Genomic DNA, 26,206 nt, shown 5'->3' on the forward strand with positions numbered 1-26,206 from the left:
TACCTATAACATTGCGTTACAATAACGATATATTCATGGCAATATTATTTTGTAATCGTATTGTTTCCGGTTTTTCGGTTCTCAGGAAGCTAAGGGCAAGACGCGGGCAGTTTCCACCCTTTGCGGACAGCCCATGCAAGGGAGTTCCGTGAGACTAGAGAAGCGTGCTGCGCCCGAGCAACGCACCCTGCCTGTCGAATATGACCACATCGAGCTGGCATTCAGGATCGGCGAGGGTGTCTCTTGCCCTCTCGGCCGCACGCTGAGCGATCAGGGAGCCAAGCCTGTCATCACCCAGAGCAGTATAGCCCTGCGCGATCGTCTGGGCCTTTTCCAGCCTGTAGAGCTGAGCGTCCGTCAGGCCAAGCGGCGCGGCAATAAGGGCCAGGGCCTGCGGGTCGGCCAGTGTCCGGCTTGAATGCAGGTCGAGATGGCCCTGGGCCAGTTTTGTCATTTTGGCGAGACCGCCTGCAATGGTGAGGCGCGGCACGGGGTGGCGATGCAGATATTTCAGAAACCCGCCCGCGAAATCTCCCATCTCGATCAGGGCCGGGTCTGGCAGAGTGTAGAGAGAGCGGACGGATTTTTCAGAGGTCGATCCCGTACTGCCTGCGATATGGGGCAGGTTGAGCGCCCTTGCTACATCCACACCACGATGAATCGAATGAATCCATGCCGAGCAGGAATAAGGAATCACAATTCCGGTGGTCCCAAGCACTGACAAGCCTCCGAGAATGCCGAGCCGTGCATTCAATGTGCGTTTGGCCAGTTCTTCGCCATCGGCAATGGATATCGTGACGATAGCGTCTGCGGCACCGGGGGTGATCTGCTCCAGAGCGGTGCGGATCATCTTGCGTGGCACAGGGTTGATCGCGGGCTCGCCGGGGGGGAGGGGAAGGCCTGGCTGGGTGATGGTCCCGACACCGCTGCCGGCACGAAAAACGATACCGCTGCCTGTCGATGCGCGCGCCACGGTGACGGTAATCAGCGCCCCATGGGTAACATCAGGGTCATCTCCGGCATCCTTGACGACACGAGCCCAAACTGTGTCGCCGTTGCGTCCTGATCCATCCAGCGAAAACGCCGCCTCTCCGCCGCCGGGAAGGGTAATGGTGACAGGGTCCGGGCAGTCACCGATCACGAGCAGGGCCCAGGCCGCTTTGGCGGCGGCTGTTGCGCAGCTGCCTGTCGTCCATCCCCGACGCAGGGCCGTGGCTTGCGTCATCTCGGCTCTGCCTCCCTGATATCCGGGCGGCTCGGGGCCGCATCACTTTGCCTGGACGCTCTACATCGCATCTCGCGCCGGATATCACCAGAGCCTGCTTGGAGTGCGTGGTTCTGCGGCTCCTGCGGCGAAAACTCACAATGCGGGCATTTGAGGCATTTTCATTGTGAAGTTTAGTCGGGCGTCTGGTAAATCCTGACACGATATCGAAAAGAAAAAAGGAGGCCCTGACCATTCCCGAGCCCGTACTTGCGATACTTGTTATCGCTGTTGCCGCCTTTCTTGTCGTGTTTTTCCTTCTTGGGGGCGTGATGATCGTCCCGGGGCGGATGGTCTACGTCACCGAATTTCTGGGCAAGCCGCAGCGCAAATTGCTCGAGAGCGGCCTGCACTTCCGTATTCCGATCCTCACGCGTGTTTCATACAAGGTGTCGCTGCAGCAGATGCAGGTCGAGACGTCATCAGAGGTTAAGACGCTGGATGACGTCTTCATCGAGATCCGCTGGGTGCTGCTCTACAGCGTCCGAGATGATAGCGAGGCTGTATTCAATTACGCCTACAAGGTATCGCAGCCTGTCAAACGGCTCGTTTTTCGCGTCGAAAACGAGATCAGGCAGATCGCCTCGACCATGACGCTGGCGGAACTCTATTCGCAGCGCAACGAGATCGCCCGACGGGTGATCGATGATCAGGTGGCGGACGCGCTTGAATCAGGCCTCGATATCCATGGTGTTACCATCGAGCAGCCTATGCCGCCGCGCGAGATACAGGAAGCGATGAACAACAAGCTGGCAGCGATTGCCCGCAAGGATGCCGCTCAGGCAGAAGCCGAGGCCGAGATGGTGCGGCGTGTGGGCATTGCCAAAGCCGAGGCGGAGAGCAAGAAGCTGCAGGGTGAGGGGATCGCCAATGAGCGCAAGGCTATCGCTGCCGGTTTTGCCGAGGCGGCGGAGCTGTTTCGCAAGAGCATTCCCGATGTCAGCGAAGACGCTATTCTCACCTTGATGCAGAATGTAAATCAGGCCGATATGGTCGTGACCGCCAGCCGCTCAGGCAAGGCGACGGTGATTTTCGTACCGATCGACATGAATAGCGGCCAGATTGCCGCCGCGGCTTCTGGCCAGTTCATACCGACCGCCGTGTGACTTTTGCCTGACCCTGTCTTCGTGTCGCCTGTTAGGCGACGCAAAGGCACCAAAATTCCTATGACTTTCCTATAAAGCTTCGGGCTGCGCCTTCTGTCATTCCTATGGCGTGCGGATCGATAATCGGGCTCTCTTCAGGGAGCCTTTTTTCATGTTTGATGCTCTTTACGGCGCACTCGGCCTTTTCGGCTTCGTGCTCTGTCTCGGCTTCATTTCGATCTGCCAGAGGATCTAAAATGACGCCTGATCTTGTTCTTGGCGGTATCGTGACGCTTGGCCTGCTGGCCTATGTCACCGCCGTGCTTCTTCGTCCCGAGAGGTTCTGATCATGAGCCTTTCAGGATGGATCACCATTGCGGTGTTCTTTCTCTGCGTGGTCGCGCTGACACGACCGCTCGGAGGTTTTCTCAAACGCGTGCTCGAAGGCGAGCGCCATCTTCCGGGGCGTATGCTCGGCCCACTGGAGCGCGGGATCTATCGCCTTGCGGGCGTCGAGCCGACGCGCGAGCAATCATGGTCGCAATATGCGCTGGCCGTGATCCTTTTCAAGGTGTTCTGCTTCATCGCCGTTTATGCGCTGCTGCGTCTGCAGGGTGTGCTGCCGTTCAACCCCGGCGGCCTGGGGGCGGTAGCGCCGGATCTTGCCTATAATACGGCCATCAGCTTTCTGACCAATACAAACTGGCAGAGCTATAGTGGTGAGACCACGCTCAGCCCGCTTAGCCAGATGCTGGCCCTGACTGTGCAGAATTTCGTTTCTGCCGCTGCGGGCATCGCCATTGCCGCGGCCATCATGCGTGGTTTCGTGCGTCGTAGCGCCACGACCATTGGCAATTTCTGGGCCGATCTGGTGCGCGTGACCCTTTATGTGCTGCTGCCAGCCTGTGTGCTGCTGACCCTGTTTTTCGTGCTCGAAGGCGTGCCTCAGACCCTTTGGAGCAGCGTGTCAGCATTTACGCTGGAAGGCCGTCACCAGACTATCGCTCTCGGCCCAGTTGCCTCTCAGGAAGCAATCAAGATGCTGGGGACGAATGGCGGCGGGTTTTTTAACACCAACTCGGCCCATCCGTTCGAAAACCCCAATGCGCTGACAAATTTCGTGCAGATGCTGTGCATCTTTGCGCTGGGCGCAGGGCTGACGAACATGTTCGGTCGCATGATCGGGCAGGAAAAGCAGGGTTGGGCCATCTTCTCGGCCATGGCCGCGCTGTTCCTGATCGGGGCAGGGGTGCTCTACTGGTCCGAAGCCCATGCCAACCCGCTTTTCGCCTCGCTCGGCCTCGATGGCACGCTCGGCAATATGGAAGGCAAGGAGACGCGCTTCGGTGTGGCTGCGTCGGCGCTTTTTGCCACCGTCACTACCGATGCGTCATGCGGCGCGGTAAATGCGATGCATGAGAGCTTCCTGCCGCTGGGTGGCATGGTGCCGCTGATTAACATGATGCTTGGTGAGGTGATTTTCGGTGGCGTCGGCTCCGGGCTTTACGGGTTTCTTCTTTTTGCCCTGATTGCGGTTTTCATGGCCGGTCTCATGGTCGGGCGTACGCCGGAATATCTGGGCAAGAAGATCGAAGCCCGCGAGATCAAGATGACCATGCTGGCCGTGCTCTGTCTGCCGCTTGTCATGCTTGGCTTCACGGCACTCGCCGTTGTCATTCCTGCTGGAACCTCCGCCTTGTCGGCTACCGGGCCGCATGGCTTCACCGAGGCGCTTTATGCCTATACCTCTGCCGCCGCCAATAATGGCAGCGCCTTTGCGGGGCTGACCGCCAACAGCTTCTGGAATGTGACCCTGGGCATCGGCATGATGATCGGCCGGTTCTTTGTGATCATACCGGCGCTTGCCATTGCGGGGTCCATGGCCGCCAAGAAGGTTGCCGCCCCGACGCCTGGCACGTTTCCGACCGATAACGGGCTGTTCATCGCGCTTGTGGCCGGTGTGATCGTGATTGTCGGCGGTCTGACCTTTCTTCCCGCTCTCGCTCTCGGTCCGATTGTCGAGCATCTCGCGATGCTTCACGGCACCACCTATTAAGAGGCGCCTGTCTCATGATCTCCTTTCCTTCTCCCGCGCCCCGATCTGACGGGGCGCGCAAAGCCCCGCGCGCGCGTTCAACCGTGTTGAGCAGCGCGCTGGTTCTGCCCGCCATGGCAGAAAGCCTGCGCAAGCTCGACCCGCGCGTGATGATACGCAACCCGGTCATGTTCGTGGTCGAGGTGGTCACGATGCTGACCACCATTCTCCTGTTTCGCGATATCATCAAAGGGATGCCCCATACGGGCTTCGCGCTTCAGATCACGCTCTGGCTGTGGTTCACGCTGCTTTTTGCCAATTTCGCCGAAGCCATTGCCGAAGGGCGTGGTAAGGCGCAGGCCGACTCCCTGCGTCGCACCCGCACCGAGACGCGAGGCAAGCGTCTGATCCCGACCGATATCGGGCTGTATTCTCCCGCCGGGCTTTATGAGGAAGTCGCGGCGCCTGAATTGGCTGTGGGCGATGTGGTTCTGGTCGAGACGGGTGATTTCATCCCGAGCGATGGCGAGGTGATCGAGGGCATTGCCTCTGTCGATGAATCGGCCATCACGGGTGAATCCGCCCCCGTCATACGCGAGAGCGGTGGTGACCGCTCTGCCGTGACGGGCGGCACGCGTGTGCTGTCAGACTGGGTGATCGTGCGGATCACGGCAGCGCAAGGCTCGACCTTTCTCGATCGCATGATCTCGCTGGTCGAAGGGGCGCAGCGCCAGAAAACACCCAATGAAATTGCGCTGACCATTCTGCTTGCCGGCATGACGCTCATTTTCATCATCGCGGTGGCGACCATCCCCTCCTTCGCCCATTACGCAGGCGGCAGCATCTCGGTGCTGGTGCTCGTGGCGCTTTTTGTCACGCTCATCCCGACAACGATTGGCGCTCTGCTTTCGGCTATTGGCATTGCGGGCATGGATCGACTCATACGCTTCAATGTGCTGGCCATGTCGGGGCGTGCGGTGGAGGCGGCTGGCGATGTCGATACGCTCCTGCTCGACAAGACAGGCACCATCACGATCGGTGATCGCCAGGCCAGCGCCTTTATGCCTGTGCCCGGCGTGACCGAGCAGCAGCTTGGCGATGCCGCCCAGCTCGCCTCTCTTGCCGATGAAACGCCGGAGGGGCGCTCTATCGTGGTGCTGGCCAAGACGCGTTTCGGCCTGCGCGGGCGCGAACTCAACGCCACCGGGGCGCATTTCGTGCCCTTTACGGCCCAGACACGCATGAGCGGCGTCGATATTGGGGCACGTCAGATACGCAAGGGCGCGGTCGAGAGCGTGATTGCCGCCATTGGCGAGAATGCGGCCTCGGTGGCGCAGATACGCAGCATTGCCGATGGTATTGCCCGTCAGGGCGGTACGCCGCTTGCCGTACTGGATGACGGGCGTCTTCTGGGCGTGGTGCATCTCAAAGACGTGGTGAAAGGCGGCATACGCGAGCGCTTTGCCGAATTGCGCCGCATGGGGATCCGCACGGTCATGATCACGGGTGACAACCCGCTGACCGCTGCGGCCATTGCTGCCGAAAGTGGTGTAGATGATTTTCTGGCTCAGGCAACACCGGAGGCCAAGCTGGCGCTGATCCGCAGGGAGCAGGAATCAGGCAAGCTGGTCGCCATGTGCGGCGACGGCACAAATGACGCCCCCGCGCTTGCCCAGGCCGATGTGGGTGTGGCCATGAATACCGGCACCGTAGCAGCGAGAGAGGCCGGGAACATGGTCGATCTCGACAGCGATCCGACAAAACTGATCGAGATCGTGGGCATCGGCAAGCAATTGCTGATGACACGCGGCGCGCTCACCACATTCTCGATTGCCAATGACGTGGCCAAGTATTTCGCCATCATCCCGGCAATGTTCGTCGGATTCTATCCCGCGCTGTCAGGGCTGAACATCATGCATTTGGCCACGCCGGAAAGTGCGGTTCTGTCTGCTATCATTTTCAATGCGCTGATCATCATCGCCCTTATTCCGCTCGCCCTGCGCGGCGTGCGCTATCGCCCGGTCGGTGCTGCCGCCCTGCTGCGCCGCAATCTGCTCATCTATGGCGTGGGCGGTCTGATCGTGCCGTTTGTCGGCATCAAGCTGATTGACCTTGTCGTCACCCATATCGGTCTGGTCTGAGGAAATACTCATGGTCCTCTCTCAACTGCGCCCGGCGCTTGTTCTCTTCCTCCTGCTCTCTGCCCTGACCGGTCTGGCCTACCCCTTGGGCATGACGGCGCTTGCAAACCTGCTCCTGCCGGAAAAGGCGACTGGCAGCCTTATCAACGCCAAAGGCCGGGTGATCGGTTCGAGCCTGATTGGGCAGGATTTTACGGCGCCACGCTATTTCCGCGGGCGCCCTTCTGCCACGATGGGGCCTGACCCCAGGGATGCCTCCAAAACGATCGCCATGCCCTACAACGCGGCTGCTTCTCTCGCCTCGAATGCCGGGCCGACCTCGAAGGCGCTGCTCGATCAGGTAACGGCGCGCACGGCTCAGCTCCGTGCTGAAAACCCCGATGCGATGGCGCAGGGCTGGCGTATTCCGGTCGAGCTTGTGACCAGCTCTGCCAGCGGGCTCGACCCCGATATCTCGCCCGATGCCGCGCTCTTTCAAATTGCGCGTGTCGCGAAGGCACGGGGATTGTCGCCTGACCGGGTGCGTCATCTCGTGCAGAGCCAGACAGAAGCGCCGATCCTCGGTTTTCTGGGGGAGCCGCATGTCAATGTGCTGGCGCTCAATCAGGCGCTCGATAGACTGGGCCAATGACACCACGCGATTACGACCGCCCGGACCCTGACGCGCTGCTTCGCCAGAATGGCGGCTCGTCGCGCCGGGGAAGGCTGAAGATCTTTCTCGGTGCAGCACCCGGTGTCGGCAAGACATTTGAGATGCTCACTGCGGCCCATCAGCTGCAGCGCGAAGGCGTGGCCGTGCTGATCGGCGTGGTCGAGACCCATGGCAGGAGCGAGACCGCTTCCCTCGTTGAAGGGCTGGCTGCGCAGGCGACGCGCCCTGTCGCCTATCGCGGGCAAATACTGCAGGAGATGGATCTCGATGCCCTGCTGGAAAGTCGCCCCGCGCTCGCCCTTGTTGACGAACTGGCCCATAGCAACGCGCCCGGCTCGCGCCACCCCAAGCGCTGGATGGATGTCGAAGACCTGCTCGCCGCCGGTATAGACGTCTATACCACGGTCAATATCCAGCATCTCGAAAGCCTGAACGACGTCATCGCCTCCATTACCCGCGTGCGCGTGCGTGAGACCGTGCCGGACCGGGTGGTGGAGCAGGCCGATGAGGTGGAGCTGATCGACCTGACCCCGAACGATCTGTTGCAGCGTATGCGCGATGGCAAGATCTACGGCCCGCACACGGCGGGTCGCGCCATGCTGCATTATTTCTCGCCGGGTAATCTGACGGCCCTGCGCGAACTGGCCCTGCGCCAGACGGCGCAGCAGGTCGATGCGCAGCTTGTCGACCACATGAAGGCCAATGCCATAGCTGGCCCCTGGGCGGCGGGCGAACGCGTGATGGTATGCCTGACCCTGCAGGATGGCGATGCCAGCCTACTGCGCTATGGCAAGCGCCTGGCTGACAGGCTGCACGCGCCATGGATCGTACTGCATGTCGAGACCAGCCGCGATCTGACAGATGATGCGCGCGCCCGCATGGCGTCGCAGATGCATCTGGCACAATCGCTCGGGGCCGAGACCGTGACCATTCCCGGTCATGATGTTGTGCTCGATGCGCTCTCTTTTGCCCGCGCCCAGAACGTGACGCAGATCGTGGCGGCGCATCCTGCCGGGTCGGGCTGGATCGGGCGGTTGCGGCAGATTCTGGGGCGCAGCACGACCGAGCGGCTGATCCAGCGCTCCGACGGCTTTCCGGTGCATGTCGTGCCGCGCTCCGGCGAGGCGGTAACGGGGCGTCTGCGCGAGAAAATCAGACCAAGCCTGAGCCCTTATCTCGGCAGCACGGCCATCGTTCTGGCAGCGCTGGGTCTGGCGCTGCTGCTGCGTCAGGGCTTTGAAGTGAGCAATGTCTCGCTCGCCTTTCTGACCGCCATTCTGGGCGTGGCGGTGGCCTATGGACTCTGGCCGTCTCTCTGGGCCTCTCTGCTCGGGATGCTCTGCTTCAATTTCTTCTTTCTGCCACCGCTTTATACCCTGACCATCGCGGCGCCCGATAATGTGGTGGCGCTGTTCTTCTTTTTCGCCACGGCCCTGATTGCGAGCAATCTGGGCGCGCGTGTGCGCAGTCAGGCCGTGGTGGCGCGGCATAGGGCCGAAGTCACGCAATCGCTCTATCATTTCAGCCGCACCATCACCGGCATGATCAAGCTGGATGATCTGCTCTGGTCGGTCAGCCATCAGATGGCGACCCTGCTCAATTGTCGCGTCGTACTGCTGATGCCCGAAAACGGGGTGCTGCGCGTGCAGACCTCCTATGATTCCGGCCATCCGATTGGCGAAGACGGTTTTGCCGCAGCAAGCTGGGCCTGGAAAAACAACCGTGTGGCCGGGCGCGGCTCCGATAATCTGCCTGGCGTGCGCTGGCTCTTCATGCCGCTGCGCACGGGGCGCGGGCCAGTGGCCCTGCTCGGGATCGACCGCGACCGCAGTGGCGCCTTGCTGGATGCCGAGCAGCAGGGCCTGCTTGACGCGCTAGGCGAGCAGACAGCGACCGCTATCGAAAGCATTCTGCTGGCGCGCGATCTCGACCGTGTGCGCCTTGATGCCGAAACCGACCGACTGCGCGGGGCGCTCCTAACATCCATCTCCCATGATCTTCGCACGCCGCTCGCCTCGATCTTGGGCGCAGCTTCCAGCCTGCGCGACTACGGTGAGGCTTTGGGGGAGGAGGGGCGTCACGAGCTGCTCACTACACTGACCGACGAGGCCGAGCGCCTGAACCGCTTTGTCGGCAATCTGCTCGACATGACGCGGCTTGAGGCTGGCGCCCTACCGCTGCGTTTTGAGCCGGTCGATTGCGCCGAGGTGGCGGCCTCTGCTCTCTCACGCGCCGCGAACCTGCTGGATGCACATCCTGTAGCCCTAGAAGTCGCGCCCGATCTGCCGATCGTACCGCTTGATGACGTGCTGCTTGAGCAGGCTCTGTTCAATATTCTCGATAATGCCGCCAAATACACCGCGCCCGGCACACCCATTAAGATCAGGCTGTCGGCAGAGGCCGCGCATCTCGTCATTACCATTCTGGATGAGGGGCCGGGCTTTGGCGCGCGCGACCCGGCGGTGCTTTTTGCCAAATTCACTCGCTTCGCCGCTGCCGACACGGCGCGGGCGGGCACCGGGCTGGGGCTTGCCATCGCGCGCGGTTTCGTTGAAGCGATGGGGGGAGAGATAACGGCGGCAAACCGCCCCGACCGGCAGGGGGCGATATTCACCCTGCGCTTTCCTCTGGCAGAAAAGGCAGCCTGATGAGCGACCCGACCCTTCTGGTTGTCGATGACGAACCCGCCATCAGGCGCTTGCTGCGCACCACGCTTGCGAGCCAGTCATGGCGCATTCTCGAAGCCGGATCGGGCGAGCAGGCCCTGCAACGCGCCAGTGAAACCCCGCCCGATCTCGTTCTGCTCGATCTGGGCCTGCCGGATATGGACGGGGTAGAGGTGCTGCGCCAGCTCCGCCGAGAGCGGCCCAATCTGCCTGTGGTCATTCTGTCGGTGCGTGACGACGAGCGCGGCAAGGTCGCGGCCCTTGAGGCCGGGGCGGATGACTACGTGACCAAACCCTTCAGCATGGCCGAACTCATCGCCCGCCTGCGCAACGCCCTGCGCCACGGCCTGCAACAGGAAGGCACGGTGCCGCTTTTTACCTCGGGCGATCTGACCATAGACCTCGTCCGCCGCCAGATTTTTCGCAGTGGCGAAGAACTTCGCCTCTCCCCCCGCGAATGGGATATCCTTCGCATGTTGGTTCGATATGCAGGCCGCGTACTGACCCATCAGACCATCATGAAACAACTCTGGGGCCCGACTGGCGATGTGCAGCAGCTAAGGGTCTATATCCGCCAGATCAGACAGAAGATCGAGCCAGACCCGGAGAGGCCGCGGCATATTCTGACGGAGACCGGGGTGGGGTATCGGCTGGCTCATTGCTCAACGGGACGAGTTGGGTGAGCCAGCTGGAGGGGGCTATCTGCCTTATGAAAATGCCAACTTCGGAGTAGAATAGTTAGTCAATCAATGTCTATGTAGTCGAAATCACAAGGCTCTGATCTATTTGCGCTGAGGATAGAAAATTTGCAAATGCTGTTTTGTTGATCGCATTCAGCTTATGATCTCCGATTTTGCATACCATAAAAAGTCGGATAATTTTTGACAAAGGTATAGCATCGTTCGATTTGAAACTATGCCAATTTTGATCAGTTGTCTTTGAAGAATCAAAAAAATAGAATCCATCAGCATGATAAACCACAGCATAGGCGCTACTTGTAAAACGCTGCATTTTTTGACATTGTTCTTTAATTTCTGCAGTTCCAAGACTCCTAAATCGGCCATTTCCTGTGTGCCTTTTTGCTTGAAAGAGGAAGCCCTTGTGGGCCTCGATTCCTGGAAGTCCAGATTCAAGCACAATCATAGCGTCCGCTCCGCTGATGGACTCTTCAGAATTCATCCCTTTTGCGACAGTGGATCTACCCATAAAACGAGGTGCTTTAATTATCTCAGTTTGCAGAGTAACTTTTTTTTGTGTGTCATTCGATCCTCTCACACCAAAGGGCTGTGAGATAGAGTTGCAAGAGAGCACAAATCCGTTAATAGCAGTTTCCAGCATCTGAATAAGACGTTCGGTGATCGCTTCTTCTCCGACTATAGTTCCTTCTGAAATCCTTTTCGCAAAGTGTCTTTCCACATTCCTGATTTTTTCCTCAAGTTTGTCTAAGCTATAATCTGTAAACATATATACTTACCCTTTAAGATAAAGCAGGATTGTGAGGGGGTATTTTTCGTTATTTAAAAACAAAGCCTATATTGGATGCATTACAGTGCTCCGGATGCAAAGTACGTTCGCCGTACAAATGTCAGCTTTCGCGCTACAAAATAAACCGTACAGTAAATGACTAAGGTCCATCATCGCATTCTAAGCATTATGTACGCTCAAGGGAAGATAGCAGCGCAATTTAATATTAGAGAAGGGGTGAAAGCGCACACGTTTAGAGGCGAGCGTTGGTGTTATGCTTATGCGGATCCGTTTCGGCAGGGATATTTTATGGATCCGTCAAAGCATGAAGGAAAATTATGACTTTCTCGCGCTCGACAGGCGTGAGTGCCGGGCTCGCATGTTTCTCGAACGGGGCATCAGTGTTGTCTATGTTGTTTTCATACCGAACCGGCAGGTCATCATGCGGCCTTACTGACCCATCTCGTCGACGCGAATAGAATCGCTCCGGCTCGATATCTCGCAGTACATAAAAATCCATCACCTGACGCAGCGTGGTGAAGACGCCGTTATGAAAGAACACCTTCCTTGTGGCGCTGTTGCGCAGCGATGGGGTGCGGAAGAAGCCGCAATAGGCATCATTGTGGCCGATATCCGCACGTCCCGCGGCGCAGAGGCCGAGATCGTAGGTGCCTTTGGGGGCAAGGGGGTTACGCGGGGCGGCGAGGGCTTCGTATTGATGGTCGGTGAAGAGCGGCGGTCGGCCTTCCTCATCCACCGCGCTCAGATGGCAGGCGGCGCAATTGCCTTTCGCCGGGTCGTTGAAAAGTCGCAGCCCTTCGGCTTCGTCTCGTGTCAGGCGGGTTTTCCCCTCCAGCCAGGCATCATAGCGGCTCGAGTAAGGGTGAAATGACGGCGCCTCGATCTGGTAGCGCGCCAGCGCAAAAAGCGCCTCGGCAATCAGCATATCGTCAGAAGCATGGGCGCCGATCAGGCGAAACAGATCGGCGCTATACGGCGCATGGCGCAGGCGGGCCGCGACACCGGCGTGGGTCGCCGCCATCTCGCGCGCGTCGAAAAGCGGCCCGGCGGCCTGGCTTTGCAGCGTGTCGGCCCGACCGTCCCAGAACAAACCGCCCTGCGGCACCATGGCCTGCGCCGAAGCGCCGGTATTACTGGCCGATTTGACGCCTTTAATGCCGGGTGGTGGTGGGGGAGGCGGCGCCGTTTCGCTGGTGGCATTATCGGGGCCAACGCTGAAAGGCGGTTGGCGCTCGCGATAGGTGAGCGAAGGCACGGCGCGCACGCCGAACTTGTCCATCGCCACACCGCCCTTGGCGAAAGCCAGCGCATTGTCTGGCGCGTAATGTGCGCTCGGCACATGGCACGAGGCGCAGGAAAGCTGACCAGACCCGGAGAGCGCCTTGTCAAAAAATAGCGCCTTGCCCAGTTTCGCCATGGCAGAAAGCGGGGCAACAGGGGGGCGCACCAGCGTGACAGGGCAGGGGTTGCTGCCATCGCTGGCAGGGGAACAATCCTTGGCCAGTGCGGCTGGAGCGTTCGCTGTCAGCGTTCCAAGCAGAAACGCCTTCGTCAGAAAGCTGCGGAAGCTGGCGCTCTGCCTGCCAGCATTTCCCGAACGTTCTCCCCTTTCGACGGAATCAGAAAACCTTTGGCGCATCACGCAGCACCGATCCGTCTTTCGGCGCGAGATAGAGCGGTGTGGTGTCGGGCTGGCTCTTGAAGTCGAACAGCCCGTCCATATCCTGCGCGTCCTTATCGAAAGACCCGCCGCCAAGACGAGCGCCCTCAAGGAAGTTGTTTTCGATAAAGCGCAGAACCGAGCTTTGCGTCAGCAGGGTATGATCGATCGCATTCCGGCGCGCCCAGGGCGAAAGAACCAGAAGCGGTGTGCGCGTACCGGGGCCGCAGCGTCCGTTCACGGGGGCGCCCTTCACCCCAGGGGCCGGGGCTCCCTTGCCGCACTGGCCGGGGCCGTTGAGCTGGTCGGCCTGCATGTCATGCGAGCTGTGCTGCACAGGGGTAAAGGCGTGGTCATACCAGCCATCGGAATCATCATAGGCGATGATGATGGCCGTATCCTTCCATTCCGGTCGCGACTGGATGAAATTGACCAGACGCACCATGCCTTCCTGTTCGTCCAGCGGGTCGGAATAACCAGCATGGGCATCCTGAAACGCCGGGAGCTTCAGGAATGACACCGCAGGCATATGGCCCGCATTGGTGGCGGTGATGAAATCATCCAGATCATATTCATGGTTGGCAGGGTCTTTTGTCTTGCCATCCACACCGATGGTCTGACCGATGGCCGCTACACCCGAGGGGCGCAGATGCTTCGGGTTGGAGGTGCTAGGGTAGTATTGAAACCAGTTGTGATGCGGGATGTAGTCAACCACCGTCTGCGCCACGACTGTTGAGTAGGTGGCGCGCTGGCAGCCGCTCGTGCCATTGCGGTTATGCTGCGAGAGATCGAACCCCGCCATGAACCCGCCCCAGCTCACGTTTTTCGCCGTCAGCAGATCGCCGATATTGCGGCCTTCCATCCAGACCTGCTCACCCGGCACCGAACAGACATCGCCCGTCGGGTCGATATCGTTGATCATGGTCATGCCGCCTTGCCCGTCATTGATGAAAGGCGAGACCGCATTACGCGTCGAGGGCTTTTGCGAAGAGGCCGTGATATGCAGCCCGTTGGTCTGGCCTGAAACGATTTCGAGCGCACCGGGCGTCGAGGGGCCATAAGTGTCGGTATAGGCGTTGTCGCTCATGGCAAAACGCTGCGCGTAGCGCCAGAGCGCAGTCACAGTGTTGCCGTCGAAATATCCCATCACCTGCCCGCGCGTGGCAAAAGCCCCGACGCCACCGGGCGAGCCCCGGCCTGTATGCAACGGAAAGAGGTCGGCCTTGCCGTTGTGATAGGCCATCTGCTCGGCTGTGTAGCCGTGATTCTGGTCTGCCGTGCTGGCCTGTGTCCGGTCGAGGCGGAAAGGAAGCGCCGCATCGGCCCCATTGGCCGGATTGGTATTGGGGTTGGTGACCAGAAGGTTTGATCGCAGCAGCGTATTGGCTGGCGGCGTGCCAAGTCTGGGCAGAAACACCGGCTCGCCTTCGGGATTGGCGGCCTGCGGATAGGTGGCAAAGTAGTGATCGAACGAGACGTTCTCGTCAAAGATCACCACCACATGCTTGATCGGCGTTTTCGTCTGTATCTCGGCCCGGGCCTGAAGGGGGGCGCTGAGGCTGGTGAGGGCGAGAAGGGCGGAGGCGAAAGAACGGATCGGAAAACTCATGGGAAAATACGACAACACCTGTTCAGAAAAGAGAAAGCACCGGTCTCTCAAGGCACCGAAAGGGGCACCGGATAGGTGAGAGACCAGCCGCTTGTGGCTCAGGTGCGATCATCGTCGCGCAGCGTCTCTTCGTCCAGAGCCATCAGCGCGCCACGACGCGATTGCAGCGAAATGGCAGTCAGACGATGCTCGCGCCACGCAGCGACGAGCGTCTGACGCCAGCGATCCGAGGGAGCCGTAGGGGTTTGATGCTGAAGCTGATAGTCCATTGACCTGCTCCTTTTCCAGAAGGCCGTCGGGTTACGGCGCCTCGATAGAGGATTCGCTGGCGATGGTGTGTGACCATTCCATGAATTTGCCCGGCCAAAGCGTTTGAGCGAACAATGCGTTGCATTGGCACAGACGAAAACCGGGCGTTTGGAGGGACAGGTCTGCGATGCAGGCAATCCTGACGGGCGCGCCTCCATGTGAAACGCGCCACGTTGTTGGGGTTCAGTTAAACCCTGCCGAGACCCCGGCGAACACGCCAAAGCCGTCGCCCGGCTGGAAGGCGGCTAGCTGCTTGCCCGCTGCGATATAGCCCGGCACGACGATGGAGGCGTAATGGGTGTTGGCGAGATTGTTGAACGACAGGAAAACCTGACGGTGCTTATGCGGCCAGTCATAGCCTATGGTCGTGTTGAAGATATGATAGGACGGCGCAAAATACGTGTCGTCATATGAGCCTGAGACCTTCGACGATACCTGCGTATTGAAATTGGCATAGAGCCCGTTCTTCAGATCGAGGCGTATCTCGCCCTGATAGAAATGGGCCGGAATGCCCGGCAGCGCGTTGCGGCCAAAGACGGCGTCGTGTTTGAAATGGAAGTCCTGCCACGTATAGGACTGACGCAGGCCCAGCTTGCCGCCTGACCACTTGATGAGATCGGTCTCGAGCGAGGCCTCGACGCCCTGATGCGTCGTCGGGCTGGCGTTGGAGTAGGTAGTCGCGCCGTAAAGCTGCGAGAGCGGTGTCATGACCGTCAGCAGCTCATTGCGCACGTCGGAGTAGTAATAGGAGACGCTCCAGCGGTTGTTCTTCCACTCGCCGCGCGTGCCTGCCTCATAGGTCGTGGCTGTCTGGTTGTCCAGCTTGACGCCTGAGGCATTGAGCCCCTGCGCCGGGCCGGAGGTGTAAAGCGCGCCAGAGAGAAGCTGCCAGTCATTGGGTGGCTGAAAGCTGCGGCTTACATTGCCGTAGATCGATACATGCGGCGAAATGACATAGCGAAAGCCACCACGCGGAGTAAAGCCAAGCCCGGATGTGCTGACCGAACTCGTCGTCGGATAGGCAACATCCATCGAGCGCTGAACGAAATCGAGCGCACCCGCAGCGGCAAGCCAAAAATTATGGAAGAGCTCGAAATTGTTCCGGATGTGGAAGTAATTATCGGTGCCGCCGTAATCCGAATGGCGCAGAACAGTGCCGAAGGGGATCTTGGCATAAATGCCGGTTGTGGTGCGTGAGCGGTTGGTCTGCCAGGCTTCGAGATCGGTATAGGTGTCGACGCCGAAAAGCGTCTCGCTCTTATGACCCCAAAGCTTGTCGTTACGGCTGTAGCGCACCACGCCTGCAACGGTCTTGTAGCCCCAGCGCTGGGCGGTTGCCGTGTTCTGGATATCGATTGGCGCATCCTGATAGTCGAAACCGAGTTCGAGCTTCGATTTGTCATCGATGCGTATGGTGGTCATATCACCATAGAATTTGCTGCCTGGCTGAATGCGATGGCCATGCAGCGTGGCGTAGAGCGCCTGTGCCTGTTTGGGATTGGTTTCGATCTGGTCACGCGTCAGATAGCCGGGATAGCCGTTCTGCGTCTGGCGATAACGAAAGAACAGTCGTGTCGAGACATTGTCGTTGAAGCGATAGCCATAATTGGCGTTCACGCCAAAGCTGCTCGCCGCTGTCTGGGCCTGATAGCCGCCACGATAGGATTTGGTGATGCTGATATAATAATCGGATTTGCCAATGACCGCGCCAGAACTGATCTGCTGCTTGTTGTAGTTGAAGCTGCCTGCCTCGACACGGGCCTGATAATGGTCGGCTGTATAGCCTGTCGGGGTCACGTAATTGATGGCGCCACCCAGCTGCACGCCACCGTAATCGAAGGCATTCGCGCCGCGCAGTACCTCGGTGTACTGGATGCCGAGTGTCTCGAACAATTCGTAGGGCGTTCCTGCCGGGGTCGTGACCGGCAGACCGTCGAACATCATCAGAATGCCCGAGCGGAAATAATTCGTGCCGGTCTGGATACCCGAGCCGCGAATGGAAAGGCGCAATCCGTCACCACCACCGGAGCTCTGGGCAAAAACGCCCGGCTGAAATGCCAGAATATCGGCATTGGTCAGATTGCGGCTGCGCAGCACTTCTTTCGAATTGATCACCGATACCCCGCCCGGCACCGTGTCGAGCTGGCGCGAGGCCGCTGCGGCAGGAGAGAGACGCTGCTGTGAAACGGTAATGGATTCAGTCGAGGGTTTGAGGGTGGGCTTGTTGTTTGCAGGCCTGGCTGCGGCGCGGGTTGGCGCTGCATGACGTGTCTTGTTGGTGTCTTTCGAAGCCAATTTGGCGGCATAGGCGCCTTCATGGGGGAGCAGGCTCATGCCGGTGAGAAGCACCAGCGAATTGGCGCCGATAAGAGCGCGTCGTGAGGAAAGAAAATCAGATCGGTGGCGGCGTTTCATTGGGTCGATGTCCGTTCGGGCGATGAGTAGAGATCAGGGGAGAAGGCGCGGACGAACATCGTGACCGGGCGGCAAAAATCGGAGAGACGCAGTTTTTCATCATGTCAGCTTTTCCGGCTGGAACTGGTTCTGGATGAGCAGGGCGCGGCCGGGTGGAAATGGCCGCGCCACAGCGATGAGTCACACGCTGCGTCCTGAGGGGCAGAGCGTTTCATGCGGCAGGGAACGACGAGAGGTGTCGAGCGCGCGTTCCAGCGCCTTGTCGCTATCGGCGTCATAGCCGAACACCTCCCAGCGCAGGACAAGATGGAGCGCTATGCCGACAACCGGGGCAATCAGAATGACCCAGAAAATGATCGTGCCCATCGAGGTGAAGGCCGAGGGCAGCGCCCACATGCTCAATGTTCCGGCAAACCCGGCCACGAAATTGGTAAAGCCAATTCCCGTGCCACGCAGTTCGGTCGGATAGCTGAGCGTCGGATACACCATCTGCTGGCAGCCGGGGCCGAAACCCTGAGCAAACAGAAAGGCCGCAAACCCTGTCATGACCAGCACGATACCGAGCGTGGAATGGGGCGTGCCGACAAGCGCCAGAAGCAGAATGCCGACGCATTGCAGCGCATAACCGGCCACCGTGATGGGGCGTGATCCGAAAGAGCGTGTCAGACGTACGCCCAGCAGCCCGCCGCTGAGGGCAAACACCAGATTGAGGGCAATCGAAACCGCCAGTACCTGTGTGCGGTCCAGATGCAGCATGGTACTGAGCAGGCTCGGTGCGCCAAAGGCAATGGCGGCATAAGACGTGGCGCTGACGATTTTCATACCAATCACAAGGATCGTCCGTCGCAGCAGCGGCGCACGCAGCAGGGCCATGATGCCCGGCGATGGCACAGGCTGCGGTTTGACCGCCACCTGAAGCACCGGGTCGATGCCATGGGTCTTGCGCAGGATGGCAGCGGCTTTTTCCAGATCGCCATGACGTGCTGCCCAGATGGGCGATTCACTCATGTAGCGGCTGCGCACCAGAATGATGATCAGCGCAGGCACAGCGCCAAAACCCAACGACGCACGCCACAGCCAGTCGGGTTGGCTGGCGGGTACGATCGCGTTGAGCGCAAAGACGATCAGAAAGCAGGCGGAAGAGGCCGCATACCAGGTGGGGCACCAGGCAGCAGCGCGCCCGGCCTTGCTACCCTTGCCCGAAAGCTTCGAGAATTCGGAAAGAAAAGCCATCGCAACAGGCAGATCCATCCCGACGCCAAACCCCATCGCAAAGCGCGCCAGAATCAGAATGCTGGCCGTTGGCGCAGCAGCAGCAACCAAGGCTGCAATGACGAAGCAGGCCATATCGGCCATGAACACCGCATAGCGCCCGATGCGGTCGGTCAACCAGCCGCCAGACAGACTGCCGATGATGGTGCCGGCGCTCATGGCTGCTGCGACCATGCCGGTTTCGTAGCCCGAAAGGCCGAAATATTTCTGCACGTCGCCAATCCCGTAGGAGAGGGTCGTCAGATCATAGGCGTCGAGAAACACACCGCCGAGGGCGAGCATGACGATGATATTGGCATGACCCCTGCCTGTCGGCCCCTGATTGATCAGGGCGGCAATGTCATCGGCCGAGCGAATGACGGGGCGCGAGGCAGGTTGGGGGGGCAGAGCACTCATGAGCGCACCTCATCCGAAAAGACATGGGGTGTCTGGGGCACGAGAGAAGCGATGGTGCTCGCTACTGACTGCGCGTTTTCCGTTACCTCTGGCAGGCCCATCAGTTCACCGAACTGCCCGCGTGACAGCGGCCCTGCGATCAGCAGATCGGGAATGCTCCGCGTGCCGACACGCGCATGATGATCGGCCCCGGTATGAAGGCCGAGCCCGACAGGATCGGCCTCGAGAAGCCGTGCTGCGGCCAGCGCGCGCAGATAGGGCGTATGGCGCACGATCCCGGCATGATCGGGGCCTGTCGTGTTGACCACATGATCGACAACGCGGGTTTCTTCCGCGCCCCCTCGTGTCTTCAGGGTCAGGACAATCCCGTCCGCTGTGGCTTGTGCCGACAGCAGGCGTGCTGCGCCGAGGGTCAGGCGTCCTTCATTGAGACGTGTCTGCAGGATATGATCGACCTGAGGGGCGATACGAAACCGATGAACATCCCAGAACGGGCGGAGATGGCGTATCAGCCTGCGACGCTCGACCTCGTTCAGGGCGCCCCAGAGGCCGCGCCCCTGCCTGCGCACGGCATCAATGATCTCGTGCCACGAGAGATCGGCGTGATCGCGCAGCGCAGAGCGGATGCGTTGCAGCAGACCGAGCGCCGTCGTGGAAGGGATCAGCCTCAATATGTCCGACAGGGCCGAAGCCTGTGGCGCATGAGCGCGAGGGCGTAATCCTCGTCTGGAAAAAGCCACTATCTCGCCGCTATGGCCACGTGCTGTCAGGCTGGCCACGATATCGGCCATGGTCAGCCCTGTGCCGATAATGGCGACGCGATCCTGCGGGGCTATGTGCGACAGCGCATCGTCACGCCACGGATTGCCAATGATCCGTGGCTCCTGGGCCAGCGGCGCCAGAGGGGCCGGCAGGGAAGGGGCCGGATGCGTGGTGGCGAGCACCAGCCTTTGCGCCAGAAGAGATCTCCCCTCGCTGACGCTGATTTTCCAGTCTTTGCCTTCCAGTGTCACGTCCTCTGCCGTGCCGCGCAGATGGCGTAGCCGCCCTGTTTCCAGATAGGGGGCCAGACGCGCTGCCAGATAGCGGCCGAACAGCGCGCGCGAGGGATAGAGGTCGCCTGATGGCAGAAAAGCATCAGGGTCGATGGCGGCCAGGGCATCAAGGTCGAGCCAGTCGCGAAAATCGCTCGGCTTTGCCGTCTGAAGGCTCATGCGCGACGCAGGCACGTTGATGCGATGCTGCGTGTCATGGGTGCCATAGGCCTGACCTGCACCGAGCTGCTCCCGCGGCTCGATAATGGTCACGCCATGACGCCCCAGATCAGGGCGCAGGCGCAAAATATGCCAGGCGACCATGGCGCCAGTCGCGCCGCCACCGATAATGACGATCGGAATTCGGGTGTCTGACTGGGCCGTCATGAGGAGGAAACCCGGCCTGGCCGGTGGCTACCGGCAATGGTTTCGCCAAATGGCCCCATATTGCTGCTGGTCTGCGCCGCACGCACGGGGTGAGCGGTGGGCAGAAGCGGCAGAACGAGTTCGCCAAAGCGATAGGCTTCTTCGAGATGCGGGTAGCCGGAGAGGATGAAACTGTCACACCCTGCGCGTCTGTATTCGTCCATCCGTTCGGCAATGGTTGCCGGGTCACCCACGAGCGCCGTGCCTGCACCGCCGCGTACAAGGCCGACACCAGCCCAGAGATTGGGGCTGATTTCCAGCTTGTCACGACGGCCGCCATGCAGGGCGCTCATGCGTGCCTGCCCCACGGAATCGAGGCGGGAGAAGACAGATTGCGCCTCGGCGATGGTGGAGTCATCGAGCTTGGAAATGAGGCGATCGGCCTCGCGCCAGGCTTCTGCCGTGGTCTCGCGGGCAATCACATGAAAACGGATGCCGAAGCTGACCTCGCGCCCCGCTTTTGCGGCTTCCTCACGAACACGGCTGATCTTCTCGCGCACGAGCGCCGGAGGCTCACCCCAAGTAAGATATTTCTGCACACGACGCGCCGCAATATCGATGCCGACATCGGAGGAACCGCCGAAATAGAGCGGAGGACCGTTTTCCTGATGCGGCGGAAAGAGCAGCCGCCCGTCTTCGATGCGGAAATGCGGCCCGTCATGGGCGACTGTCTCGCCACGCAACAGACGCGAATAGATGTCGAGAAACTCGTCAGTAATGGCGTAGCGCGTGGCATGATTATGGAACAGGCCGTCTCCGCCATTTTCTCGCGGGTCTCCTCCCGTCACGACATTGATCAGAAGCCGCCCGCCAGAGAGGCGGTCAAGCGTTGCCGTCATCCGCGCGGCAAGCGTCGGCGATTGCAGGCCCGGACGCACGGCCACCAGAAATTTCAGACGTTCGGTAGAGGTGACGAGCGCCGAGGCCACGACCCAGCTATCCTCGCAGCTGCGCCCCGTCGGCAGCAGCACGCCGTAATAACCGAGTGAATCTGCAGCGCGGGCGATCTGCTGCAGATAGGGAAGATCGACCGCCCTACCACCCTCACTGGTGCCCAGATAACGGCTGTCGCCATGGGTCGGCAGAAACCACAGAACATTGATCTTGTCGGGAGCATTGTCTCCCGCAGCGATTTTTTCAGGGGCAGCGTTGAACGGGATCGTGGTCATGACAGGGCGCTCTCTTTCTGGGCATTCGCATTCTGGGCGTTTGCTGGCGAGGGGCTCGCGTTGGGGGCGGCTGTTTCGGTGCGGGGCTGGGGCGGGGCGAAATTCCTGCGCTGAATTGCAGCAGGGTGACTGTCCGGCAGGCGGTCCCGCCCTGTCAGGCGGTGCCGCAGCGTTTCACCCGGCTGGGCAGGTGCAGGCAGGCGCCCCCGACGACGCAGCTCTGGCGCGATGAGCGTTGCGTAATCATCAAGCGTTTCAGAGCTGTGATACTGGCGCAGGTTGATGCCATCGATGCCGTCTTCATCGAGCCAGATTTCGAGCGCATCGGCGATCTGCTCTGGTGTGCCGACAGCGAAGAACCGCCCCTCATCGAAGCTGGCAATCTGCTCGAGCGCCGCGCCAACCGTCAGCTCGGTGCCAAAACGGCGCCCCATATTGCCAAGGCTGCGCCCGCTTTCGGCCAGAGCCTGCCCGATGGTGATGGATGGATCGAACTGGCGCAGATCGATTTCTGCCTGGGCATGAACGAGGGCCCCTTCCACGCTGTAATAGGCGCGATACCGGGCAAGCTTGGCCTGTGCCTCTTCTTCCGTACGGCCAGCGATCAGACCGGCCATCACATAGAATTTCAGCTCGGCAGGATCGCGCCCCTGGGCTGCGGCTTCTGCTCTTGTCCGTGCAATATGAGAGCGCACCTCTTCCTGTGTGCGGCCGCCTATGAAGATCGCTTCGGCATGGCGCGCGGCTGTCTTGAGGCCACGTGATGAGCCCGTCGCCTGAAACAGGACCGGTGTACGCTGGGGCGTTGGCTGAACCAGATGCGGTCCTTCGACACGAAAATGCGCCCCCTCATGGTTGATATGACGCACGCGCGAGGGATCGGTGTAGCGGTCTGACTCGCGGTCCTGAATCACCGCGTCTTCCTGCCAGCTTCCTTCCCAGAGCTTGTAGAGCACGTCGAGATATTCATCGGCGCGATCATAGCGGCTGTCATGCTCGAGCTCGCCATCGAGCCCGAAATTGCGGGCAGCGTTGGGGAGGTAGGAGGTGACGACATTCCATCCCACGCGCCCGTTGGTCAGCAGATCGAGCGTGCTCATCCTGCGGGCAAAGGCGAAAGGCGGCTCATAGGTGGTCGAGAATGTCGCGGCAAAACCCAGTGTCTCCGTAACCGCAGCCATGGCCGGAATCAGAGAGAGCGGATCGAGATTCGGGATCTGCAGCCCAAGGCGTAGAGAGGCGTCGAGCCCGCCAAAGCGGTCATAGATTCCGATCACATCGGCCAGAAAGATCGCATCCATTCCGGCGGCTTCGGCGCGTTTGGCTGTGTCGAGCCAATAGCCCATCTCGCCAAAGCGGTGACGGTTATTGCTTTCCTCGCGCCACATGCCATGCACGATATGGCTCACACAGGCCATTTCGAAGAGATTGACGTGCAGGGTCTTGGGAGTGCCGCTCTTGGAATGAGAGGGCTGGCGCGAGGAAGAGGTCATGCGGCTTCTCCGGCGCGACGGGTTTCGGCCAATCGGCGCAGACCGTCGCGATAGGGTGTCCAAAGTCGTGTGCCGTTCAGCGCCACATCGCCAAGCTCGCGCTGGCGCTGTGCGGCGGGGTTGTGCGAGGCAAGGGTGCGGGCATTGCGCCAGTGGCGGTCGAGATCGAGCGATTCAGACGTGGCAGAGGCGCCACCCACCTCGAAAAGCGTCGTTGCTGCCTCGAGTGTCTGCTGGGTGATGATCTGCTGCGCCTTGAAGATCTGCTCCTGCGCCTGCTCGATGGCATCGTCGTCATGCGCGCCAGCCAGAAAGAGCGGTTCGATAGCTTCGAGGGCTCTTGCGCCCTGATCGGCCAGAACAGCGGTGGAATAGGCGAGGGAAGACAGACGGCCGACCACGCTCTGAACGATAGGGTCATGTCTCTGACTGACCTTGCCCGGCACGCCAAAAACGCGTTCCCGCGGGCGAACAAAAGCCAGAGCATCCTGCAACACAGCCTGGGCAATGCCTGCCAGGGTCGTGTTGTGGAATTGCTGGTAATACGCACCCAGAAAAGGCTGGCTGGGGGGCGTATCGGCAGGGACCCGCTCGACGATCTGGTCAGGAGTGAGGGCGACCTGATCGAACAGGGTCGTGCCGCTGCCAGTCAGGCGCTGGCCGAAACCATCCCAGTCATCCAGCCTCGTGACGCCGGTTGCCGTGGCGGGCACCAGAACACGCACCCTGTCGCCGCCCAATGTCGCCCAGACAATGATCCAGTCGGCATAAAGTGTGCCGGTCGAATAATATTTGCGGCCATTGAGCACGAGACCGTTCAGTCCGTGGGTTACCTCGGTCGTCACGCTGGTTTCGTTGGCACGCTCGGCCATGGCTGCGCCGAAGATCCTGTTGTCACGGACAAGGCCCTGCCAGGTTTCGGCTTGGGGCAGGCCGGCGCGCAGTGTTTCGACAAAGGCAAAATGGGCGCGGAAGATCTGGGGCAGATTCGAATCTGCACGCGCCAGTTCGCGCAGTTGCACGAAGCTTTCCGACAAGCTGAGCCCGTAACCGCCTTCGTTCCTGCCAAGGCGCAACCGGCCGAATCCTGCCGCAGCAAGGGCGGAAACGGAATCGTAGGGGCGTGTTCCCTTGCGGTCGCGATCTGAAGCGCCCTTGCCTATATCACTAAAAATTTCGGTAAAACTCATCGGGCGACTTCCTTGCGAAATGTGGTGTGAAGACGATTCCACATCGTCCGAGCGTTGTTATTCTTTTATAACAAATCAATATATGGGCACATGTCAACGTGAAATGCGTTGATTTGAAAATACAACTATGAACGATAGTTAAATAAGGCCTGACAACATTTCTGCCCCGGAGTGATCCGGGTTGCCCGAATGTCCGGAGACGGGGCCATTTCAGGCCGGGCCAAGGGGCGCTAGAAGAGCGGGATAGGCGCTAAGGGAGAGAGAAGCAGCATGGCGGCCGAAGCCTGTCTCGAAGGATGGAAAATCGCGATCAGCCGCGATACGGGCGCGCTTTATCTCGCGATTGTCGAAGCCATTGCTCAGTCCATACGCAAGGGCGAGTTGCAGGAAGGGGAAAAACTGCCGCCACAGCGTGTGATCGCCACCCGTCTTGGCACCAATCTCAGCACAGTCACGCGCGCCATTGCCGAGGCGCAGAAGCGCGGCCTGCTCGATGCCACTGTCGGTCGTGGTACTTTTGTCAGGATCAATGCAGGCGGTAGTTCCTGGCGCATTGCGGGAGGAAGCGTTCTCGACCTGACCATGAACTCGCCGCCTCTGCCCCAGGATCCGGGCATTCAGGCCATGATCCAGGGTGAAATTAGCGCCATCTTCAAACAGCAGGATGCGCAGTCGCTCATGTCATATCGCGTGACGGGCGGTACGTTGCAGGACAGGCAACTGGGCATGCAGTGGCTGGCGCCGGTTCTGGGCAGGCGGCGTGCCAGTGAAATGCTGATCGTGCCCGGCGCGCAGGTGGCTCTTTCGGCCATCATGAGTTCGCTCGTGAGACCGGGCGAAGCCATTGTAACCGATCTCTTTACCTATCCCGGCATGCGCTCGATCGCCGCCCAGTTCGGCTATGTGCTGCTGGGTGTAGAGCAGGATGAGGAAGGGATGATTCCCGAGGCGCTGGAAGAGCTTTGCGCCCGGCATCGCCCGCGTGTGCTCTACTGTACGCCAACACTGCAGAACCCCACGACGGCAACATGGTCGGTGCCTCGCCGTGAGGCCATTCTGGCCATTGCGCGACGCTTTCAGATGAGCGTCGTCGAGGATGATCCCTATAGTCTTCTGCTTAAGGCACCTCCACCGACGCTGGCGATGCTCGACCCGACAAGGGTGATCTATGTCGCCACCATGTCGAAGGTTCTTAGCCCAGGTCTGCGCACGGCCTATATCGTGCTGCCGGGGGCAGAAATGACCCGGCGCATCACCTCGGGAGTGAGAGCTATCTGTCTGGCCAAGGCCGGTATTCTCGACGCCATCGTTTCACGCTGGATCGAGACCGGCCTGGCACAGCACTGCCTGCGCAGCATTCGCGATGAGCTGACACAGCGCCACGTGGTCATGCGCCAGATACTGGGCTCGCGGGCACCCGACAAAACACCGAGCCCCCATGTCTGGCTTTCTTTGCCAGAATGGTGGAGCAGTGCCGATTTCGTGGCTTTCGCCCGCCGTCAGGGGCTGGCCCTTGTGCCCAGCTCGGTCTTTACCGTGAGTGGCGATCCGCCGGCTGCGGTGCGCATGGCGCTGGGTAGCGCGTCAGATCTTTCTGAATTGCGGGATTCGCTGACCAATCTGCGCTCTGTGCTGGAATATCGCCCGGCAGAAGGGTTTTCGGACGTCGTTTGAGGGGGCATGAGGCGAGGAACCAGCCTGTGAAAAGACTGGCTTACCGCGAATTCATCTGAAACATCCATTGGAGAAGATCACGAAAAAGAGATATAATAATAGAGAAAAAACAATGATCTAACGATTTTCATGCAGATTGTTTTTTCACGTATGGCATATTGTATGCATTTGTGTGAGCTAAATTTATCCAGAACATGATAAAGATTATTTTGTATGGTTTTTCATATCCAT

19 protein-coding genes are annotated in these 26,206 nt (G+C 59.9%); 8 read left to right on the top strand and 11 right to left on the bottom strand.

The features are described 5' to 3' along the window. Positions 1-154: 154 nt before the first annotated feature. Positions 155-1,225 (bottom strand): cobalt-precorrin-5B (C(1))-methyltransferase, encoded by a 1,071-nt coding sequence (locus IEV53_RS00510; protein ID WP_188424548.1) that lies wholly within the window; start codon positions 1,223-1,225, stop codon positions 155-157. A gap of 311 nt (positions 1,226-1,536) precedes the next feature. Here IEV53_RS00510 and IEV53_RS00515 point away from each other — a divergent pair, with 311 nt between their 5' ends. The 7 genes from IEV53_RS00515 (at position 1,537) to IEV53_RS00545 (ending at position 10,526) form a co-directional block, all read left to right on the top strand. Next, the gene (locus tag IEV53_RS00515) at positions 1,537-2,370 is read left to right on the top strand and encodes an SPFH domain-containing protein (RefSeq protein WP_229719521.1); all 834 of its coding nucleotides are present in this window, start codon (positions 1,537-1,539) and stop codon (positions 2,368-2,370) included. Positions 2,371-2,606: 236 nt separating this feature from the next. Then, complete coding sequence (gene kdpF, locus IEV53_RS00520; RefSeq protein ID WP_148301563.1) at positions 2,607-2,696, top strand: K(+)-transporting ATPase subunit F; 90 nt, start codon at positions 2,607-2,609, stop codon at positions 2,694-2,696. A gap of 2 nt (positions 2,697-2,698) precedes the next feature. Further along, positions 2,699-4,405: a potassium-transporting ATPase subunit KdpA gene (gene kdpA / locus IEV53_RS00525; protein WP_188424551.1), complete on the top strand. Its 1,707-nt coding sequence runs from the start codon at positions 2,699-2,701 to the stop codon at positions 4,403-4,405. Between the two features lie 14 nt (positions 4,406-4,419). Next, positions 4,420-6,525 carry a potassium-transporting ATPase subunit KdpB gene (kdpB, locus tag IEV53_RS00530; protein ID WP_188424553.1) on the top strand — a complete coding sequence of 702 codons (2,106 nt, stop codon included), beginning with the start codon at positions 4,420-4,422 and terminating at the stop codon, positions 6,523-6,525. 10 nt (positions 6,526-6,535) lie between these two features. Then, positions 6,536-7,156, top strand: coding sequence for a potassium-transporting ATPase subunit KdpC (kdpC, locus tag IEV53_RS00535; protein WP_188424554.1), 621 nt, complete (start codon positions 6,536-6,538; stop codon positions 7,154-7,156). After that, the gene (locus IEV53_RS00540) at positions 7,153-9,825 is read left to right on the top strand and encodes a sensor histidine kinase (protein WP_188424556.1); all 2,673 of its coding nucleotides are present in this window, start codon (positions 7,153-7,155) and stop codon (positions 9,823-9,825) included. The genes kdpC and IEV53_RS00540 overlap by 4 nt, the downstream gene beginning before the upstream one ends. Continuing rightward, on the top strand, positions 9,825-10,526 hold the full coding sequence (locus tag IEV53_RS00545; RefSeq protein WP_188424558.1) for a response regulator: 702 nt from the start codon (positions 9,825-9,827) through the stop codon (positions 10,524-10,526). Before IEV53_RS00540 ends, IEV53_RS00545 begins: the two co-directional genes overlap by 1 nt. A 70-nt stretch (positions 10,527-10,596) precedes the next feature. On the opposite strand, the gene IEV53_RS00550 is transcribed toward IEV53_RS00545, so the two are convergent. The 10 genes from IEV53_RS00550 to IEV53_RS00595 all read right to left on the bottom strand — a co-directional run bounded on the left by IEV53_RS00550 (position 10,597) and on the right by IEV53_RS00595 (position 24,301). Next, positions 10,597-11,307: a hypothetical protein gene (locus IEV53_RS00550; RefSeq protein WP_188424560.1), complete on the bottom strand. Its 711-nt coding sequence runs from the start codon at positions 11,305-11,307 to the stop codon at positions 10,597-10,599. Between the two features lie 307 nt (positions 11,308-11,614). After that, entirely contained in the window at positions 11,615-12,967 is a 1,353-nt protein-coding gene (locus tag IEV53_RS00555; RefSeq protein WP_229719456.1) for a cytochrome-c peroxidase, read from the bottom strand. After that, complete coding sequence (locus IEV53_RS00560) at positions 12,948-14,597, bottom strand: phospholipase C (RefSeq protein WP_188424562.1); 1,650 nt, start codon at positions 14,595-14,597, stop codon at positions 12,948-12,950. Before IEV53_RS00560 ends, IEV53_RS00555 begins: the two co-directional genes overlap by 20 nt. A 98-nt stretch (positions 14,598-14,695) precedes the next feature. After that, positions 14,696-14,866 (bottom strand): hypothetical protein, encoded by a 171-nt coding sequence (locus IEV53_RS00565; RefSeq protein WP_159101685.1) that lies wholly within the window; start codon positions 14,864-14,866, stop codon positions 14,696-14,698. Positions 14,867-15,089: 223 nt separating this feature from the next. Beyond that, positions 15,090-17,321, bottom strand: a complete 2,232-nt coding sequence (locus IEV53_RS00570) for a TonB-dependent receptor family protein (RefSeq protein WP_188424564.1) — start codon at positions 17,319-17,321, stop codon at positions 15,090-15,092. Between the two features lie 180 nt (positions 17,322-17,501). After that, positions 17,502-18,989, bottom strand: a complete 1,488-nt coding sequence (locus IEV53_RS00575; protein ID WP_188424566.1) for an MFS transporter — start codon at positions 18,987-18,989, stop codon at positions 17,502-17,504. Beyond that, complete coding sequence (locus IEV53_RS00580; RefSeq protein WP_188424568.1) at positions 18,986-20,410, bottom strand: FAD/NAD(P)-binding protein; 1,425 nt, start codon at positions 20,408-20,410, stop codon at positions 18,986-18,988. The genes IEV53_RS00575 and IEV53_RS00580 overlap by 4 nt, the downstream gene beginning before the upstream one ends. Beyond that, positions 20,407-21,618, bottom strand: coding sequence for an FMNH2-dependent alkanesulfonate monooxygenase (gene ssuD / locus IEV53_RS00585; protein ID WP_188424570.1), 1,212 nt, complete (start codon positions 21,616-21,618; stop codon positions 20,407-20,409). The genes IEV53_RS00580 and ssuD overlap by 4 nt, the downstream gene beginning before the upstream one ends. Beyond that, positions 21,615-23,036 (bottom strand): NtaA/DmoA family FMN-dependent monooxygenase, encoded by a 1,422-nt coding sequence (locus tag IEV53_RS00590; protein WP_188425355.1) that lies wholly within the window; start codon positions 23,034-23,036, stop codon positions 21,615-21,617. Before IEV53_RS00590 ends, ssuD begins: the two co-directional genes overlap by 4 nt. Positions 23,037-23,107: 71 nt before the next feature. After that, positions 23,108-24,301, bottom strand: coding sequence for an acyl-CoA dehydrogenase family protein (locus IEV53_RS00595; protein ID WP_188424572.1), 1,194 nt, complete (start codon positions 24,299-24,301; stop codon positions 23,108-23,110). Positions 24,302-24,571: 270 nt separating this feature from the next. On the opposite strand from IEV53_RS00595, the gene IEV53_RS00600 reads away from it, so the two are divergent. Continuing rightward, a complete protein-coding gene (locus IEV53_RS00600; RefSeq protein ID WP_188424574.1) occupies positions 24,572-25,975 on the top strand; it encodes an aminotransferase-like domain-containing protein in 1,404 nt (467 codons plus the stop codon). The last annotated feature ends 231 nt before the right edge of the window (positions 25,976-26,206 follow it).

The organism is Asaia siamensis (assembly GCF_014635085.1).
Classification (GTDB): Bacteria; Pseudomonadota; Alphaproteobacteria; order Acetobacterales; family Acetobacteraceae; genus Asaia; species Asaia siamensis.